17 protein-coding genes and 1 tRNA gene are annotated in these 15,911 nt (G+C 63.5%); 14 read left to right on the top strand and 4 right to left on the bottom strand.

Going from position 1 to position 15,911, the window contains the following annotated elements:
- Positions 1–50 precede the first annotated feature (50 nt).
- The 4 genes from V9F06_08655 to V9F06_08640 all read left to right on the top strand — a co-directional run bounded on the left by V9F06_08655 (position 51) and on the right by V9F06_08640 (position 3,011).
- Positions 51–878 (top strand): creatininase family protein, encoded by an 828-nt coding sequence (locus V9F06_08655; protein ID MEI2617685.1) that lies wholly within the window; start codon positions 51–53, stop codon positions 876–878.
- Positions 879–1,682 carry a polysaccharide deacetylase family protein gene (locus V9F06_08650; protein ID MEI2617684.1) on the top strand — a complete coding sequence of 268 codons (804 nt, stop codon included), beginning with the start codon at positions 879–881 and terminating at the stop codon, positions 1,680–1,682. It begins immediately after the preceding gene.
- Positions 1,683–1,686: 4 nt separating this feature from the next.
- Positions 1,687–2,349 (top strand): RDD family protein, encoded by a 663-nt coding sequence (locus tag V9F06_08645; GenBank protein MEI2617683.1) that lies wholly within the window; start codon positions 1,687–1,689, stop codon positions 2,347–2,349.
- 251 nt (positions 2,350–2,600) lie between these two features.
- Positions 2,601–3,011 carry an RDD family protein gene (locus tag V9F06_08640; GenBank protein ID MEI2617682.1) on the top strand — a complete coding sequence of 137 codons (411 nt, stop codon included), beginning with the start codon at positions 2,601–2,603 and terminating at the stop codon, positions 3,009–3,011.
- Positions 3,012–3,063: 52 nt separating this feature from the next.
- On the opposite strand, the gene V9F06_08635 is transcribed toward V9F06_08640, so the two are convergent.
- Entirely contained in the window at positions 3,064–3,612 is a 549-nt protein-coding gene (locus tag V9F06_08635; protein MEI2617681.1) for a YIP1 family protein, read from the bottom strand.
- A gap of 161 nt (positions 3,613–3,773) precedes the next feature.
- On the opposite strand from V9F06_08635, the gene V9F06_08630 reads away from it, so the two are divergent.
- The 5 genes from V9F06_08630 to V9F06_08610 all read left to right on the top strand — a co-directional run bounded on the left by V9F06_08630 (position 3,774) and on the right by V9F06_08610 (position 8,669).
- Positions 3,774–5,402, top strand: coding sequence for an amidohydrolase (locus tag V9F06_08630; protein ID MEI2617680.1), 1,629 nt, complete (start codon positions 3,774–3,776; stop codon positions 5,400–5,402).
- Positions 5,403–5,471: 69 nt separating this feature from the next.
- A complete protein-coding gene (locus V9F06_08625) occupies positions 5,472–5,873 on the top strand; it encodes an endonuclease domain-containing protein (protein MEI2617679.1) in 402 nt (133 codons plus the stop codon).
- A gap of 61 nt (positions 5,874–5,934) precedes the next feature.
- Complete coding sequence (locus tag V9F06_08620) at positions 5,935–7,530, top strand: amidohydrolase (GenBank protein ID MEI2617678.1); 1,596 nt, start codon at positions 5,935–5,937, stop codon at positions 7,528–7,530.
- Between the two features lie 33 nt (positions 7,531–7,563).
- Complete coding sequence (locus V9F06_08615; GenBank protein ID MEI2617677.1) at positions 7,564–8,280, top strand: metal-dependent hydrolase; 717 nt, start codon at positions 7,564–7,566, stop codon at positions 8,278–8,280.
- A 32-nt stretch (positions 8,281–8,312) separates the two neighbouring features.
- Complete coding sequence (locus V9F06_08610; GenBank protein ID MEI2617676.1) at positions 8,313–8,669, top strand: hypothetical protein; 357 nt, start codon at positions 8,313–8,315, stop codon at positions 8,667–8,669.
- Here the strand turns inward: V9F06_08610 and V9F06_08605 are convergent.
- Positions 8,658–9,698 carry a lysylphosphatidylglycerol synthase transmembrane domain-containing protein gene (locus tag V9F06_08605; GenBank protein ID MEI2617675.1) on the bottom strand — a complete coding sequence of 347 codons (1,041 nt, stop codon included), beginning with the start codon at positions 9,696–9,698 and terminating at the stop codon, positions 8,658–8,660. The two genes, V9F06_08610 and V9F06_08605, sit on opposite strands and share 12 nt — an antisense overlap.
- Positions 9,699–9,858: 160 nt before the next feature.
- Here V9F06_08605 and V9F06_08600 point away from each other — a divergent pair.
- Positions 9,859–9,931 (top strand) — tRNA-Arg (locus V9F06_08600).
- A 19-nt stretch (positions 9,932–9,950) separates the two neighbouring features.
- On the opposite strand, the gene V9F06_08595 is transcribed toward V9F06_08600, so the two are convergent.
- Positions 9,951–10,232 (bottom strand): hypothetical protein, encoded by a 282-nt coding sequence (locus V9F06_08595; protein ID MEI2617674.1) that lies wholly within the window; start codon positions 10,230–10,232, stop codon positions 9,951–9,953.
- Positions 10,233–10,338: 106 nt separating this feature from the next.
- On the opposite strand from V9F06_08595, the gene V9F06_08590 reads away from it, so the two are divergent.
- From V9F06_08590 to V9F06_08575, 4 genes are all read left to right on the top strand, one after another.
- Entirely contained in the window at positions 10,339–11,241 is a 903-nt protein-coding gene (locus tag V9F06_08590; GenBank protein MEI2617673.1) for a YihY/virulence factor BrkB family protein, read from the top strand.
- 104 nt (positions 11,242–11,345) lie between these two features.
- Entirely contained in the window at positions 11,346–12,050 is a 705-nt protein-coding gene (locus tag V9F06_08585) for a MoaD family protein (protein MEI2617672.1), read from the top strand.
- Between the two features lie 123 nt (positions 12,051–12,173).
- Positions 12,174–13,628: a M20/M25/M40 family metallo-hydrolase gene (locus V9F06_08580; GenBank protein MEI2617671.1), complete on the top strand. Its 1,455-nt coding sequence runs from the start codon at positions 12,174–12,176 to the stop codon at positions 13,626–13,628.
- Between the two features lie 123 nt (positions 13,629–13,751).
- The gene (locus tag V9F06_08575) at positions 13,752–14,357 is read left to right on the top strand and encodes a phosphatase PAP2 family protein (GenBank protein ID MEI2617670.1); all 606 of its coding nucleotides are present in this window, start codon (positions 13,752–13,754) and stop codon (positions 14,355–14,357) included.
- Here V9F06_08575 and mptB read toward each other — a convergent pair.
- Positions 14,323–15,852, bottom strand: coding sequence for a polyprenol phosphomannose-dependent alpha 1,6 mannosyltransferase MptB (gene mptB / locus V9F06_08570; protein ID MEI2617669.1), 1,530 nt, complete (start codon positions 15,850–15,852; stop codon positions 14,323–14,325). The genes V9F06_08575 and mptB overlap by 35 nt on opposite strands.
- Positions 15,853–15,911 lie beyond the last annotated feature (59 nt).

The following is a 15,911-nucleotide window of genomic DNA, read 5'->3' as shown; positions in this document are numbered from 1 at the left end:
AACGGGTCAATAGTCTGTCGGACTAGCCCGAATTCGGAAAGGATCAGAAGATGAGCGAATCGCCAAAGGATCTCGTCCTTGCGAATCTGTCGTGGCCAGAGGTGGACGATATCCTCGATAAGGTCGAGATCGTCCTGCTGCCAGTCGGCTCCAACGAGCAGCACGGGCCGAACCTGTCGGTGAGCATGGATATTGCCGCGTCGTACGAATTCTGCCGACGGGCCAGTGAGATGGCCTACCCACGGCTGCTCGTCGCGCCGCCGATGCCGTGGGGCGTCTCGTTCCACCACATGAACTTTCCCGGAACCATCACGCTGTCCTCGGATACGTTCATTCAGGTCCTCGCCGAAGTCGTCTCATCGCTGCACGACCATGGTTTCGAGCGCTTCCTGATCGTCAACGGCCACGGTGGCAATATCCCGGCGATGAACATTGCGACCGTGCGGATCAAGGAAGAGATCGATCCGACCTTCATCGGCGCTTGCTCCTACTTCTCGTTTGCCGATCCAGGGCTGGCCGAGAAGCATGACAAAACTGGGATTACCGGGCATGCCTGCGAAATGGAGACCTCCGTCGCCATGGCGCTTGCGCCACAAGTGGTGAAGACGGACGCGCTTGCCGCTGGCGAGCTGACCGACCTGACCTACGAGTTCCGAAACACACTCGGGCGCTATGGTGTCAGCGTTCCCTACCGTTTTGATGAGTACACCCACAACGGCGCGCTGGGCGACGCGCGTCGCGCGACGCTGGAATACGGCAACGATATCGTCGACAGCGGGCTGCGCAACTTTGTTGCGTTTACCGAGGAGCTCGTCGCGTGGTCGCCGATCGCGGAGCTCGACTTCGAGTACGACGAGTACGACGAGGACGAGGAATAGGTGAGCGAATCATCCGGCCGCTGGCCGGCCGGCTTCCGGTCGGCGCTCATCGTCAGCATCGATGTCGACGGCGCCTACGGTGAGGCCAATCACCACGGGGCCAACGACTTCTTCTGGCGGTCACAGACCGAATACGATGTCGCGACCGGCGTCTGGCGGCTGATCCAGCTGCTGGACGACCGGTCGGTGGCCGGCACGTTCTGCTGGGTCGGCCGCTGCGTCGAGGATCGGCCGGACGCCGTCGCGCGCGCCCATGCGTCTGGCCACGAAAGCGCGATCCACTCCTGGGATCACCGCTACTACACGCCGATGTCGCTCGATGAACAGCTCGACGATATGCGCCGCACCATCGCGGCGATCGAAAACGTCACTGGTATTCGCCCTGTTGGACATAAGACCCCGGCCTGGCGCTACAACGACGATACGGCCCGCGCCGTCCAGCAGCTCGGGTTGACCTGGCAGATGGACATCGCCCGCGCCGATCTTCCCTGGGTCGAGCGGCCCGATCCAGTTGGTTCGCCAGTCGTCCAGCTCCCGCCGTCGCGCTTCTATGACGACTACACCTACTTCGTGGACTGGACGGTCAACCCCCGTCATGCGGCCGAGTTCTGGCGCGACGATCTCGACGTCCTGCGCGACGAGGGCAAGCTGCTCTGCCTGACGCTGCATCCGTGGGTCAGCGGCCGGCCCGGTCCTTCGCGGGCGCTTGCGAATCTGCTTGACTACGCGATCGATCTTGGTGACATCTGGATTGCCCGCGCCGATCAGGTGGCGCGCTGGTGGCTCGAGCGAGGAGGGGAGTAGCGAGATGGAGCGGACCACGGCGACATTCTGTACCCAATGCGGGGCGCGACTGGAGCCGGGCGCTCGCTTCTGCCACAACTGCGGCGCAACGGTTGGGACGCTGCCGTCGCCCGCGCCGGTCGCCCCGGAGGCAGCGATGGATAGCGCGCCTGCAGCCGTGACGACACCTATGGCCCCGCCCAAACCGGTTGTCGGACAATCCTGGCCGGGCTGGCAGCCCGCGGAGATCCCACTGGGGACTGGCAATTACGCGACGTTTGGCGAGCGTTTCGTCGCGATCATCATCGACTGGATCATCCTGGCGGTTGCATGGTGGGTCATCGGGATCGTTCTGGCGATCATCGTCTATATGGCCGGCGGCTCGACGGACGCGACTGATCTCGCAGTCGGCACGATCGTCGCGCTCACAGCGTTCGTCTCCCACTGGCTGTACTTCGCGCTCCAGGAGAGCTCGGAGCGACAGGCGACCGTGGGCAAGCGGGCGATGAAGATCGTTGTCACCGACGAGCACGGCCGGCGGCTGAGCTTCGCGCGCGCCACCGGCCGCTCCTTCGCCCGCCTGCTCTCGGGCGTGTTCTTCTACCTCGGCTACATCCTGGCCGCGTTCACCGCCCAAAAGCAGACGCTGCACGACCTCATTGCCGGGACGCTCGTGGTCAAGCGGTAAGCGCGATCGCGCTGCGCTAACTGCGCCTGCTCGACACACGCATCACTTGTGTATTGAATGCCAGCCTTGTAAAATACGGGACATCTGCTTACACGCAGTTTCATGTATAGACAGGAGGCGCGATGTTCTGCTCGAACTGTGGCGCGAGGATGGACGATGGCAGCCAGTTCTGTGCGTCCTGCGGACAAACGGTGGCGTCTACAGCGTCGAGTGCTTCGTCGCTGACGGCTTCACAATCCAGTGCCCCGCCTGTGTATCAGGCGTCGGCTGGCGCTGTCGCGTTGCCCGGTGTCGAATACGCCGGGTTTCTGAAACGGTTCGCGGCGATACTGATTGACGACGTTATCCTCGTGTTGGCAACAATCCTTCTCGTTGCAGTGAATGAGGATGCGGGCACCATGATCGCGATCGTCCTTTGGTGGCTATATTTCGCGCTCCAGGAGAGCTCCGAGCGCCAGGCGACAATCGGCAAGCGTGCCCTCGGGATCATTGTGACCGACCTGCAGGGCGAACGAGTGACGTTTGCCCGCGCCACCGGCCGGTTCTTTTCCAAGTATCTCTCGGGCGTCATCTTCAGCATCGGCTATCTCATGGCCGCGTTCACGTCACGCAAGCAGGCGCTCCACGATCTGCTCGCGAGCACGCTGGTCGTCAACAAGTAGTGCCGAGGGGCAGCCGGCCGAGGGCATCGGCCGGCTGCCGATCATCTCAGCCTCAGGCGAACACCATCGCTGCAATACCGAACGGGAGCAGCAGTAGCACGACGACGAACGCGGATATGAACCCGGCGATGAGCCCGGTCGCGATCGCGCGACCCGTCGACATCTCCAGCGCTACCTTCAACCCAACGATCGCAGTGACGATACCCCAGATGCCACCGACAAACGCGATCAGCGAACCGAACGAGCCGATCAGGCCAAAGATCGCCAGCACTCCCGGCGTCTGAGCGAAACCGATCGTTCTGAGGAGCTCACCGGGAGTGGCGACAGTGTTCTCTCCCGGGATCAGCTTCGTCCCGACGACGTAGGCCACGAACGAGAACAGAATCCAGCCGACAATCGCGCTGATGATGCCGCCGACGAGGCCCAGCAGTCCGTTGTCGCGGATTCCTCCGATGCCGCTGGCGGCGGCAGCGATGGCGACGACGGTCAGCGCCTGGGTCAACGCATCGCGATCGTGTTCGATCGACTCGTAGGTCGCCACATCGAGCTTCAGGACGCCGATCATCCGATCGACAAGCGAGGTTCCAGCGGCAGGCTGCACAGTTGCGCCCCTTTCTTCACGGATCCCGTCGGCCGTTTCTGTTCGTCCACGATGTCACTATCTTCGTCGAAATCCCGTGCCATGTCCAGAGCGGCGCGACCACGCCGCTTGCTGGCGTATGATGCCGGCCGGGATGCTGAATCATCGGAAGGGAGCGGACAGTGCAGGACTGGAACCACGATCGCGCAAAGGCGTTGGGTGACATCATCTTCATCAACGGCCATGTGCTGACCGGCGAGCTGAATGCGCCACCGGCGAGCGCAGTCGCGATCAGGCTAGGCAAGGTCGTCGCCGTCGGTGGCGACGATGAGGCGCGGGCGTGGGCCGGGCACGGCGTTGAGGTCGTCGACCTGAACGGGCGCACCATCGCTCCGGGAATGAACGACGCCCATTGCCATCCGTTCTACACCGGCGCCGCCAAGCACAACGTCGACGCAGGCTCCCCGCCGAATCGCACTGTCGCGGACATCGTCGCGCGGGTCGCCGAGAGGGCGCGTGAGACGCCGGCCGGCCTCTGGGTCCAGGCGCGCGGCTACGACCAGGCCCGACTGGGCGACCAGCGCCACCCGACCCGCCACGACCTCGATCCTGTATCGCCGGATAACCCCGTCGTCGTCGTCCGCGCCTGTGGCCATATCGGCGTCGCCAACTCGCGGGCATTGGCGCTGGCCGGCATCGACCGCAATACTGCCGATCCTCCGGGCGGCACGATCGACCGCGACGAGCACGGCGAGCCGACTGGCGTCGTTCGCGAGGCTGCGTTGCAGATGATCCAGGAGCAGATTCCGGCGCCGACGACCGAGCAGATCAAGGACTACCTGTTGCTGGCCGGCGCCGACTACCTCTCCAAAGGGGTGACCAGCTGGGCCGAAGCGGGCGTTCACACGCCGGAGCACATGCGAGCGTACATCGAGCTTCAGCAGGAGGGCCGGCTTCCGCTGCGCACCTACCTGATGATGATGATCGACGAAACGCTCGATCATCTGATCTCGCTTGGGATCAAGACCGGCTTCGGCGACGAGTGGTTGCGGATTGGGCCGGCGAAGTTCTTCATCGACGGGTCGATCGGCGGGCGCACGGCCCGAATGTCACAGCCATACGTTGGCGAGGAGAGCAACCTCGGACTGTGGATGGATGATGATCTCGACGCGGTCAAGCAGCGCTTCATCAAGGCGCATAAGGCCGGCTTCCAGTGCTGCGCCCACGCGATCGGTGATGCCGCGATCTCTTTGCTGCTCGACGCCTACGAGGAGGCGCTGGCCGAAGCGCCGCGCGCCGACCATCGCCATCGCATCGAGCATTGTTCGATCATCGACTACGACCTCGTCCAGCGGATCAAGCACGTTGGGGCAGTGCCGATCCCTGGCACGACATTCCTCTACGCCTTCAAGGACGCCTATCTCCAGAATCTCGGCCGCGATCGCATCCGCTACGCCTATGGGATGAACACCTTCTACGAGCACGGCATCGTTGCCGCAGCCTCGACCGATGCGCCCGTCGTCGACATCAGCGCCGTGCTGGGTCTGCAGACGATGATGACCCGACGCACCGCTGACGGCGAGCTAGTCTGGCCAGAGGAGTCGATCTCGCTGGAAGAGGCTGTCCGCGCCTACACCTGGAACGGCGCGTATGCCTCATTCGAGGAGGACATCAAGGGTTCGTTTGCTCCCGGCAAAGTGGGCGATGCCGTCGTCTTCGAGACAGACCTGTCGAAGGTCGATCCCGGCGCCGTCGGCGGTGTTCAAGTCGACATGACCGTCGCTGACGGGCGGGTGGTGTATAGCCGGTAAAGGCCCTCACCCCCCGACCCCCTCTCCCAATGCTGGGAGAGGGGGAGTACGCAGGAGACAGTCCGACGCATGGACAGGCGTGAGACGACGAGCGGCAGAATACGCGGGACGCGTCGCGAGGGCGACGGGATGGCGCGTGTGCTCCGGCAGCATATGACGCCTGCCGAGGCGCTGTTGTGGGAGAGTCTTCGCGCCCGTCGTCTCGCCGGTCTGAAGTTCCGTCGCCAGCATCCACTGGGTCCGTATATCGTTGACTTCTGCTGTCCCGAAATCCGACTGATCATTGAGGTAGATGGAGAGGTCCATAAGGACCAACGAGAATACGACGCGACTCGTACGGAACAGATCGAACACTACGGCTATCACGTCGTACGCTTCAGCAACGATGCGGTGATCCACGAACACGCTGCCGTCCTGGATGCCATCCTGACTGCAGCATCCAGGGGCGGCAAGCGAGAGCCACAGACGTAGCGACATAACACCCCCTCTCCCAACGTTGGGAGAGGGGGCAGGGGGGTGAGGGCCAACTCCAATGCCAGCAGACGTCATCTTCACGAACGGAATCGTCTACACCGTCGATCGCGCCATGCCGCGCGCGGAGGCGGTCGCCATCCTCGGCGATCGCGTCCTCGCTGTCGGCAGCGCCGATGACGTCGCCGGTCTGACGGGGCCGAACACGAAGGTCATCGACCTCGGCGGGCGCGTGCTGATGCCAGGGTTGAACGATAACCACTGCCACCCGCCGTCCTACGGCGAGAATCTCCAGTTGGTGGATGCGACCGCGCAGTCGGTCTCGTCGATTGCCGAGATCATGGGGCGCTTCGGCGCGGCCGCAACGAGCGCTGCGCCCAACGTCTGGGTGCGTGGCTGGGGCTACGACGACACACGCGTCGCCGAGATGCGGCACCCGACGCGGCACGACCTCGATGCCGTTGTTGGCGACCGGCCGGCCTACCTGACGCGCACCTGTGGCCACATTGGCGTCGCCTCCAGTGCGGCATTGCGTTTGGCAGGGATCACCAGCGACACGCCGAATCCACAAGGCGGCGAGATCGACCACGACGGCAGCGGCGAGCCGACCGGCGTGCTGCGCGAGACCGCACAGCGGCTCGTTCTGGATCTCATTGCTGAGCCGACGAAGGACGAAATCAAACGCAACCTCGTTGTCGCGGGCCAGAAGTACCTCTCGATGGGCATCACCTCGTGGGTCGATGCTAGCATCCGCCGCTCCGAAGAGCTGTTGGCCTATCAGGAGCTGCGAAACGCGGGTGAGCTGCCCGTTCGCACCTACACGATGATGTTGATCGACGACACACTCGACGATCTCGCCGCGCTCGGCATCAAGACCGGCTTCGGCGACGAGTGGCTGCGCATCGGGCCGGCCAAGGTGTTCCAGGACGGCTCCGGTGGTGGTCGCACGGCGGCGATGTCGATCCCCTACCCCGACCAGCCGGACAACTTCGGCATCCAGGTCTATACCCAGGCGGAGCTCGATGACCGATTCATGCGCGCTGCTGCGGTCGGCTTCCAGTGCTGTGCTCACGCCATCGGCGACCGTGCGATCGAGATGATCGTCGACGCGATGGGGAAGGCGCTCGCCGCGCATCCGCAGGAGGACGCTCGCTGGCGGATCGAGCACTGTGGGATGATGCGCGAGGACCTGCTCGACCGGATGGTCGCGCTCAAGCTCGTCGCCGTCCCGCAACCATCGTTCATTCACTACCTCGGCGACTCGTATATCCGGAACTTCTCGAGGCAGTGGCTGGAGCTGGCCTATCCGGCGCGCGACTGGATCGACCGCGGCATCCTGACGATCGGCTCGTCCGACGCGCCGGTCACACCGGCCGATCCGTGGGTTGGCATCCGTGCTGCGGTAACGCGTCTGACGCTGGATGGCGACAAGGTCGGCCCCGAGCAGGGCGTATCCGTTGCTGAGGCGTTGGAGATGTACACGCTCAATGGGGCGCGAGGCTCGTTTGAAGAAGGGATCAAGGGCAGTCTGACGCCGGGCAAGCTGGCCGACATCATCGTGCTCGACCGCGACCCGAAGGCGATCGCGCCGGAGGAGCTGCACGAAGTTCAGGTCGACCTGACGATGTCCGGCGGGCGAATCGTATTCCAGCGATGAGGTTGCTCTCTCAGACAAGAGAAGGGGTATGCCATGACAGCAGACAAACCGGATCAGCCAGCGCCTGAGGTGACGTTGCGGTTCATCGGGCATTCGGCATTCACTGTCGAGTCCGAGGGCAAGCTCATCGCTATCGACCCGTTTATCACCGGCAACCCGGCGGCGACGGTGCGCGCGGAGGACATCCGACCGGACGCAATCCTCCTGACCCATGCCCATGACGATCATGTTGGCGACACCGTCAAGCTGGCTGACATGACCGGCTGTCCGGTTGTGGCGCAGGTCGAGCTGAGTGGGTATCTTGCCGGCAAGGGGTGCGAGACGATTACCCCGAATTACGGCGGCACGGCGGCGTTTCCTGGTGGAACCGTCAAGCTCACGCCGGCGTGGCACACATCGACGCATTCCGAGGGTGGCCCGTTGGGACAACCGTGCGGCCTGATCGTCCGGTTCGGCGGCAAGACGATCTACTTCGCCGGGGATACCGCGCTGTTCCTGGACATGCAACTCGTCGGTGACGAGGGCATCGATGTTGCCGTTCTGCCGATCGGCGACTTCTTCACGATGGGACCGGACGACGCTGTCAAGGCGGTGAAGTTCATCCGACCGAAGGTCGTCATCCCCTGTCACTACAATACCTTCCCTCCGATTCGGCAGGATCCCGAGGAGTTCCGGACGAAGGTCGAGGAGCAGACGAAGGTGAAGTGTGTGATCCTCGCGCCGGGAGAGTCATGGAAGGTTGAGGTGTAATCACGGAGCCACCAGATGCAGAGGAGCGCACTATGACCGACAGGGAGCTGGCATCGGCCGAGATGGCGCGGACGACGTTCCAGCGCAAGGCAGTTGCCCGCCAGCCGGCCGACGCTGTGCTTGATGGCGCTGTCTCGTTCTTCATCGAGCGCGGCTACCGGTCGGCGCGAACCGGCCGGCCGAATCAGGTGTTCGTCATGGGTGGTCGCGAGGGCTCGCTGCCGCGCGTCACCGCCGAGATCCTGGTGCAGCCGAACGTCGGCAAGGCCAAGGTCACGATGGTGACGATCTCCGGCTTTGGCGAGCAGCTCTCGGGTCATCTTGCTGACTACGCTGCGTCGTTGCGCAACAAGACTGCTCCGGCTGTCGACGAGGAATCAACCGGGTAGTCGCGCGGCAGGCGGCTCCTGCCCAGTATCGTCCGCGCGTCCGGTTCGGCCCCAGCGTAGCAGCTCGTCCCAGATTCTTTTCTCTCTGATCAGATAGATGACGCCGAAGATGACCGGCGGAGCAAACATAACCAGATGTGTCAGGATCGCGAACGATACGGCCGGCCCGCGCGGTGCGTAGTAGACGCTCACCAGCGACTCCACGAGCACAGCGTGGTAGATGCCGACGAAGCCGGGGGACGACGGGATCACCATCGATAACGCCGACATTGTCAACAGGAATAGCGCCGCCGTCGGCGTGCTCGGCAAGCCGAACGCGCGAAGCATCGCCCAGAGTGCGATCCCCTCAGCAAGCCACGTCACGACCGAATAGCCGATGGCTACTGAAGCCGCTCGAAAGCTACCGAGGACCCCAAATCCATCGATCGCCGAACGGGATAGTTGTGTGATTTGCGCCCAGACACGCCCGCTGGACGCATTCGTCCGGCGTGTCAGAAGAACGAGGAGTGCGTCGCGGCGTGTCCAGCTGAGACCGATAGACAGCCCGATGGCGGATATAGCGACGATGCCGACCGTCATTGCGATCCGGGCTTCATTCGGCACAGGAACGAAGGGAATCAGTACCGCCAGGATGATGATAATCGTCGAGACATCCAGCACGCGCTCGATGATGACGGTTGCTGCCACGCGAACCTTGCTGATCCCATCCATCTGACCGACCAGATAGACTCGCGCGACATCGCCCAACCGTAGTGGCAAAGCGGCGGTCACGGTGTAGCCAACCATCTGGATGCCGAACAGTTGGCCTGCGGGAGGCCGCAGCGGGTGGAATAGTGTTTGCCAGCGCGCGGTACGTAGGAGAAGCGAGACGACCGACATTGCTACTGCCGGGATGAGCATCCAGTAGTTCGCGTCGCGGAAAGCCTCGACGACCTCGTGCCGGTTTACGCGGCTTGCGATGATAGCCAACGCCACGATGCTGACGAGCATGCCGATCCAGAACCGTGGGTTTCGCATTGTCGACATCATTTGGAGGGTGATCTCCATGCGGAGCGGATCCGGACCATCACCACACGAGCATACTCGACTCCGGGTTGCCGATTTCCACCAGTCGTGCGGAGCGCCCTGGTCAACTGGGATAGAATCATGTCCCGGTGGCGTTTCGTCGGCCGGCCCCGCGTGCGTCGTCGCCCTCGTAGTTCAGGGGATAGAACGGCGGCCTTCTAAGCCGCATGTCGCAGGTTCGAGTCCTGCCGGGGGCACTGGTCTGGTTGCGCTTGTTCAGTCGCTATTCGGATTCCACCGTCTGCGATAAAGCGGGCTGACCCCGCAACATGTCGCGAGGGCCTGCTCAATTGCGCGGGCGTCAGTGATCGTGGCGGCGCGGAGTCTGAGTGGATCCTCTTCGCGACGGGTAACGATCAACTCGGCGCCTCCACGACTGACGCCGGTGATCTGGCTACAATCGACGTGCGTGAGGCGCTCTCCATCGGAGAGCATGACCACGGATTCGCTTACCGCCAGAGAAGATCCACCTTCGAGCGCGAATGATTGGTCGGACATGGGCGATATCCTTTACATACGAGGGCGGGGCGCAGTTCGCCCATTGTCGCGATGGATCGTCGGTGCGGGCCGCGTCGGCGCCAGGCTCAGGGAGTAGTATTCCGAAATGCGCAGACAGGATCTTCTGCGTCAAGCCCGAACGACCTACGACCGGGCTGCCAGTATCGTGAAGTCCAATCTGATCTACCGTGCCGCTAACGACTTTCTCGACCATGACGGCACGATCTATGCCGCCGCGATCACGTTCTACACCTTGCTTTCGATCGTGCCGTTCGTCATCTTTGCGGTGGCGGTCCTCGGCTTTCTGATCCGCGATCCCGTGCTCCAACAGACGGTTACGGACCGTATTCTCGGCATGTTGCCCGCAGACGCTAACCTGGACGAGCCCGTCGCGAAAGCGGTTGCCAGCGTCGCAAACACGGAGAGTAGCCTCGTTGCGTTGACCGCGATCGTTGCGGCAGGTTGGACCGCGAGTGGCATGTTTGGCGCGCTCCGGCGGGCGCTGAATCGCGCATTCGTCGCTCCAGCCCGACGGTCGCTTGTCACCAGCCGGCTTGTTGATCTCGGCTCGATGATCGTCCTGGTGCTGCTCTTGCTGACCTCGACCCTCGTGACGATCACGCTCAGCTTCATCCGCGCGAGGTCGATCGTGCGCTTCGATTTCGTCTGGTCCAGCTCGGCCTGGTCACTGGCATTCTTCCTTCTGCCGGCGTTGCTCTCATTCGCCGTCTTCCTTCTGGCCTACCGATGGGTGCCGAGCCATTCGCTGAACATACGCCACTTGTGGCCAGGAGCGCTGCTGGCTGCCGTCGGGTTTGAAGTATTGAAGATCGGATTCAGCTGGTACGTCGCCAAGTTCGCAAACTACGATGCCGTCTATGGGGCGCTTGGCGGGTTGATCTCTTTCATGGCATTCATCTATATGGCGGCCGCGCTCGTTATCTTCGCGGCCGAGCTCAGCCGGGAGATGGCCGGCATCCATGAGCACGATGAGGAGCCTGGCCCGTGAGCCTTTTCTGGCTCGCCGCGCTGTTGACGGTCGGCGTAGTGGGCGCCTGACCATCTGAGATGGATGCAGCTGGCCCGATCGCCGTTGCTCGGAGGTTAGTTCTGATGAAGGTGTCGTTACGATATTTCGCGATTGTCCGCGAGCGAATTGGTGAGTCCGAGCAATCGGCCGATCTGCCTGAGGGGAGCACGGTCGCCGATGTGCTGGCCTACGTCGAGCGTCAGTACCCCGAGATTGCGCCGCTCTTCCGCGCATCAATGGTCATGCGAAATCAGGAGTATGTCGGGCGGGGCGACGTGCTGGCCGATGGCGACGAGATCGCCTTCATCCCTCCCGTCTCCGGTGGTAGCCATGACCATGTCCGCGTCACGAGTGAGCAGCTCGACGCGGGGAGACTTGAGTCTCGGGTCAGCGACGCTGGCGCGGGTGCGATTGTGACGTTTGCCGGGGTTGTCCGCGACAACGCGCGCGGCCGGCCTGTCCTCTGGCTGGATTACGAGGCGTATGCCGAGGCTGCCGAGAAGATGCTGGGTGTGATCTGCGGCGAGATGCGCGAGCGCTGGCCGTTGCTGGCGATCGCGGTCGAGCATCGCACCGGCCGGCTGGCTATCGGCGAAACCAGTGTCGTCATCGCCGTCTCATCTGCCCACCGGGGCGCGGGATTCGAAGCCTGCGCCTACTGTATCGAGCGGATCAAGGAGATCGTCCCGATCTGGAAGAAGGAAGCCTACGCCGACGGCGAGGTGTGGATCGGGAGTGAGGCGGCCTATCAGGCCGAGGTTCGGCAGAGCCTCACCGCTCCTGAATAACGGCGTGAAGGACTCTTCTCGCTGTCCCGCAGGCTTGCGTGCCATCGCGATCCCGTCTAGAGTGCGGCGGATCGTGGGGCAGGGCGCCTGCCCGTGCCGGGGATGCCGGGAGGGGAACCAGAGATGCCGACGCTTGATGACCTGCTGAAGATGGTGGACGACGCTCGTGACGAGGTAGTCGAGCTGACACGACAGCTCGTCCAGGTTGCGAGTGTCAACACCGGACGCAATGCCGAGCCACCCTGGCCGCCAACTGGCAAGCCTGCCGAAGGCGAGGAGTATCCAGAGGCGATTGTGCCGTTCGATGGCAGCGGGACAACTCGCACAGGGAACGAGCTGCCGGCCGCCGAGCTGCTGCGTGACAAGCTCGCAGGCGATGGAATTGACTCGACGATCTACACACCCGGGGAGAACCGCGGCAATATTGTCGCCCGCATCGGCGAGCCGGGCGGGCGTCCGCGCCTGCTGATGATGTCCCACATCGATGTCGTTCCGGTCGAGGACGTCTCGCAGTGGACCCATCCGCCCTTCGGCGGCGAGATCGACGAGGGCCGGCTCTGGGGCCGCGGCGCGGCTGACATGAAATCCACCGTCGCCGCCGAGACAATGGCGATGATCATCCTCAAGCGGGCCGGCGTGCGGTTCAATGGCGAGCTTGTGCTGGGGGTTTGCTCCGACGAGGAATCCGGTGGCGCCTACGGGTTCGGCTGGATGGCCCAGCACTATCCTGAGCTGATGGAGGCTGATTTCGCCGTCAACGAGGGTGGCGGTGCGCCGATTCGCTCCGGGAGTCGATTGATCTACCCGATCAACGTTGGCGAAAAAGGCCGGATGGAGATCCACATCCATGTCACCGGCCGCGGTTTCCACGCCTCGCAGCCATGGAAAGCGGACAACGCAATCTACAAGGCCGAGGAAGTCACCCGTCGTATCCGGGGCTACGAGCCAGAGGTGTCGGTCGACAACGCTGCCTTCAGCAACCTGGAGACACTGGCCGGCATCAGAGAGCCGGTGACGACGGCGAACCTGGAGCAGGTCCTCGCTCAGATCGACGAGTCGAACCCGAGCCTCGCCTCCTACTTGCGCGCGGCCAGCCGGATGACGCTCGTCGCGACGATGATCAACGCAGGGGTGAAGTCGAACTCGGTCGCTGAGAACTGCCTGATTACCTGCGACGTCCGGTCGCTGCCGCATCAGAGCGCAGCCTACGTCAAGCAGCAGATCGAATCGCTGCTGGCAGGCCTGGACGGTGTTCGCGTCGAGGTCATCGAGACGGCTATTTCCAACGCTTCCACTTACGATTCCCAACTGGCCGATCACGTGATGGCGGCTACTCGGCATGCGATTGGCCGCGACGATGTCGAGTTCGTGCCCGGACTGACCGTCGGCTTTACCGACTCGCGCTTTGTCCGTCCCCTGGGCAACGTCGCATACGGGTTCATGCCGGGCCACCCGGATTCAGACCCGAGCAAGTCGGGCGCGCACAACATCAACGAGTCAATTGATCTCAACACGATCGTCACGATCACCCGCTACCTCGTCGCTCTGGCGTGGGACACCGTCGTCGCGCACGATTGAGCGGATTACCGCGCGGGGAGGGTCAATCCCCTCTCCGCGCTGCAACCGGACCCGGTCGTTGGCTGTCGTGGCGAGGCCAGATGAGAGATGCACCCAGCTGTTCCGTGGTCCGCGGAACAGCGTTTGCCTGTTTGCTATTGGCAATCGCGCTCTTCGATCGCGGCGGCCGGGCCCGGCACGTTTGCGCTGGACCAGCGGATATCCGCCGCTGTTCAGCGTCACCCGTTTGCCGGCTCGCGTTGGATCGAGCTATTCGGACATGTTGTCGGGTCATCGGCGGTCCTGATCCCGGTCGCGTTGGTCGTTGCGATCTGGCTCTTCGTCCGGGGCCGGCCGGACGTTGCCTGGCTATTCGCGGGCGTTGTCCTGCTGCGGCCGCTGAATCTGTTGCTCAAGCTCATCATCGGCAGCCCTCGACCGACCCCGGATCAGGTTGATGTCCTGCGGCAGAGCAGCGGCAACGGGTTTCCGAGCGGGCATGTTACCGGCGTCGTGTTGCTGGCCGGCGTTGTATGGTGTGTTGCTCCGGCGCTTTTCAAACCCCGCTGGATCCGGCTCGCCGTTCGCGCGCTCGCTGTAGCGGCGATCGTCGCGACGAGCTACAGCCGGGTCGCTTCCGGAGCGCACTGGCCGTCGGATGTGGTTGGGGGGTTGCTCTGGGGGCTGACAGAGCTCTTCGCCCTCTTCGCGTTCGTCAGTTGGCGGTATCGTCCGGAATCGTCGGGCTGAGACGAACTGAGCCGGCGGTATTGCGCTGGTTCCAGAACCACGTCGCAACCTGCGCCGCTGATACGGTCAGTGGCGGCAGGAACATCAGAGCAACGACGATCAGCTCGACACGGGTGAAGGTGTATTCTCTCCAGCCCCAGATCCAGATGAGGATTGGATACGCGGCCATCGCGCCGGCCGACCATGCGACGGAGCGTGCGACGGCCCAGTTGCTGGCGGCCATAGCGGCCAGCGCCACGAGCCAGATCAGATACCAGCCTCGGAAGTTGGTTGTCGCCAGCAGCAGGAATACGAAGATCACCTCGAATGCCGCGAGAGGCAGCCGTGCTGGTAGCGCGATGATGCGTCGAAGCCAGACGAGCATTGTCGCCCCAACAGCCGCGAGCCCGATTGCCTGGACAGCGCGAAGCACCGTCTGCTCTGCAACGCGGCTCTGGAGCCAGTGGATTGCCACCGATGCGGGCGAGGTCGCGAAAAACGCGCCCTGCGACTGCACGCTCTCACGGATCGCCGCCAGGTCGTAGAACGGCGCCAGCGCCACCACGACGATCCCCACGCTTACGATCGTCGATCCAGCCAGCACGCGGCGCAATGTGCCATTTTTCCTGGCCTCAGTTACGACCGCCACGAGCGCCAGCGGGAGCAGAATAACCGCGACGTACTTCAGCAAGACCGCGGCAACGAGCGCGGGGATGACCCAGAGATGTCGTCTTCGCAGCCAGGCCGCCATGGCCGCGACAAGTAGCAGCGCAACGACCGCATCGTTGTGTCCATTTCCGATAGCCTCCCAGAGGACCAGCGGGTTCCAGAGATAGACGAGCGCGGCGCTTGCCGGCCGAGCGTCCTGCCTCGCGGCGAACGCTTTCGCAATCAGCCAACCCGTCGCGAGATAGCAGTTGAACGCCAACAGCTTGAACCCGAGGAGGGCACGAAGGAGGTTGTCACCCGCCAGCCAGGTGATCGGCGCGGCGATCAGCGTCCAGAGCGGTCCATACGGCGACGTGTGCCCCGACCACTCCGCGCTTACCAGCCTCATCCACGGGTCGGACGAGAACGTGTCGGGTGTGACGGCAATCGGGTCGACATGGTAGGTCGTGAACAATCTCGACCGGGCGGCATACATCGCCATGTCGGTGGCATTGACCGGGTACATTGTGACCAGAAGCAGGCCGGCCACCGCTGCCGTCACCAGGGCAACCGCGAACGCCCCGCGCTGGTCGCAACGCCGGGCGACGAGGATGCCGGCCGTGTAGCAGACAAACCAGACGAGCAGAATCATGACAAAGCGCCAGAACGATGCATGGGTGTAGCCGGAGAGCTTCCCGAGATCGGTGAGCTCGTTGGCGTGAGGCGCAAGCGGATACCGCCTGGCCAGGTACATTGCCGGGACGATCATCCCGACGCCCAGACCGCCGAGCGCGACCAGAGCAGCCGCGGATGACGCGGGAACGCCAGTGTGGCGGTCGGCAGTGGCGTCGATCCGCGACCGGCGCATGGGCATCCTTCCGGCGGTTACGAGTGCTGCGGCGCTGTCTTCAGCGTCGCTATCCTACC

This window comes from Thermomicrobiales bacterium (assembly GCA_037045155.1).
Lineage (GTDB): Bacteria > Chloroflexota > Chloroflexia > Thermomicrobiales > CFX8 > JAMLIA01.
This window is presented reverse-complemented; position numbering and strand designations above follow the sequence as displayed.

Coding starts and splice junctions, on each gene's coding strand:
- V9F06_08655 (MEI2617685.1), top strand. CDS start 51: ATGAGCGAATCGCCAAAGGATCTCGTCCTTGCGAATCTGTCGTGGCCA.
- V9F06_08645 (MEI2617683.1), top strand. CDS start 1,687: ATGGAGCGGACCACGGCGACATTCTGTACCCAATGCGGGGCGCGACTG.
- V9F06_08625 (MEI2617679.1), top strand. CDS start 5,472: ATGGACAGGCGTGAGACGACGAGCGGCAGAATACGCGGGACGCGTCGC.
- V9F06_08620 (MEI2617678.1), top strand. CDS start 5,935: ATGCCAGCAGACGTCATCTTCACGAACGGAATCGTCTACACCGTCGAT.
- V9F06_08615 (MEI2617677.1), top strand. CDS start 7,564: ATGACAGCAGACAAACCGGATCAGCCAGCGCCTGAGGTGACGTTGCGG.
- V9F06_08610 (MEI2617676.1), top strand. CDS start 8,313: ATGACCGACAGGGAGCTGGCATCGGCCGAGATGGCGCGGACGACGTTC.
- V9F06_08605 (MEI2617675.1), bottom strand. CDS start 9,698: ATGATGTCGACAATGCGAAACCCACGGTTCTGGATCGGCATGCTCGTC.
- V9F06_08595 (MEI2617674.1), bottom strand. CDS start 10,232: ATGTCCGACCAATCATTCGCGCTCGAAGGTGGATCTTCTCTGGCGGTA.
- V9F06_08590 (MEI2617673.1), top strand. CDS start 10,339: ATGCGCAGACAGGATCTTCTGCGTCAAGCCCGAACGACCTACGACCGG.
- V9F06_08585 (MEI2617672.1), top strand. CDS start 11,346: ATGAAGGTGTCGTTACGATATTTCGCGATTGTCCGCGAGCGAATTGGT.
- V9F06_08580 (MEI2617671.1), top strand. CDS start 12,174: ATGCCGACGCTTGATGACCTGCTGAAGATGGTGGACGACGCTCGTGAC.
- mptB (MEI2617669.1), bottom strand. CDS start 15,852: ATGCGCCGGTCGCGGATCGACGCCACTGCCGACCGCCACACTGGCGTT.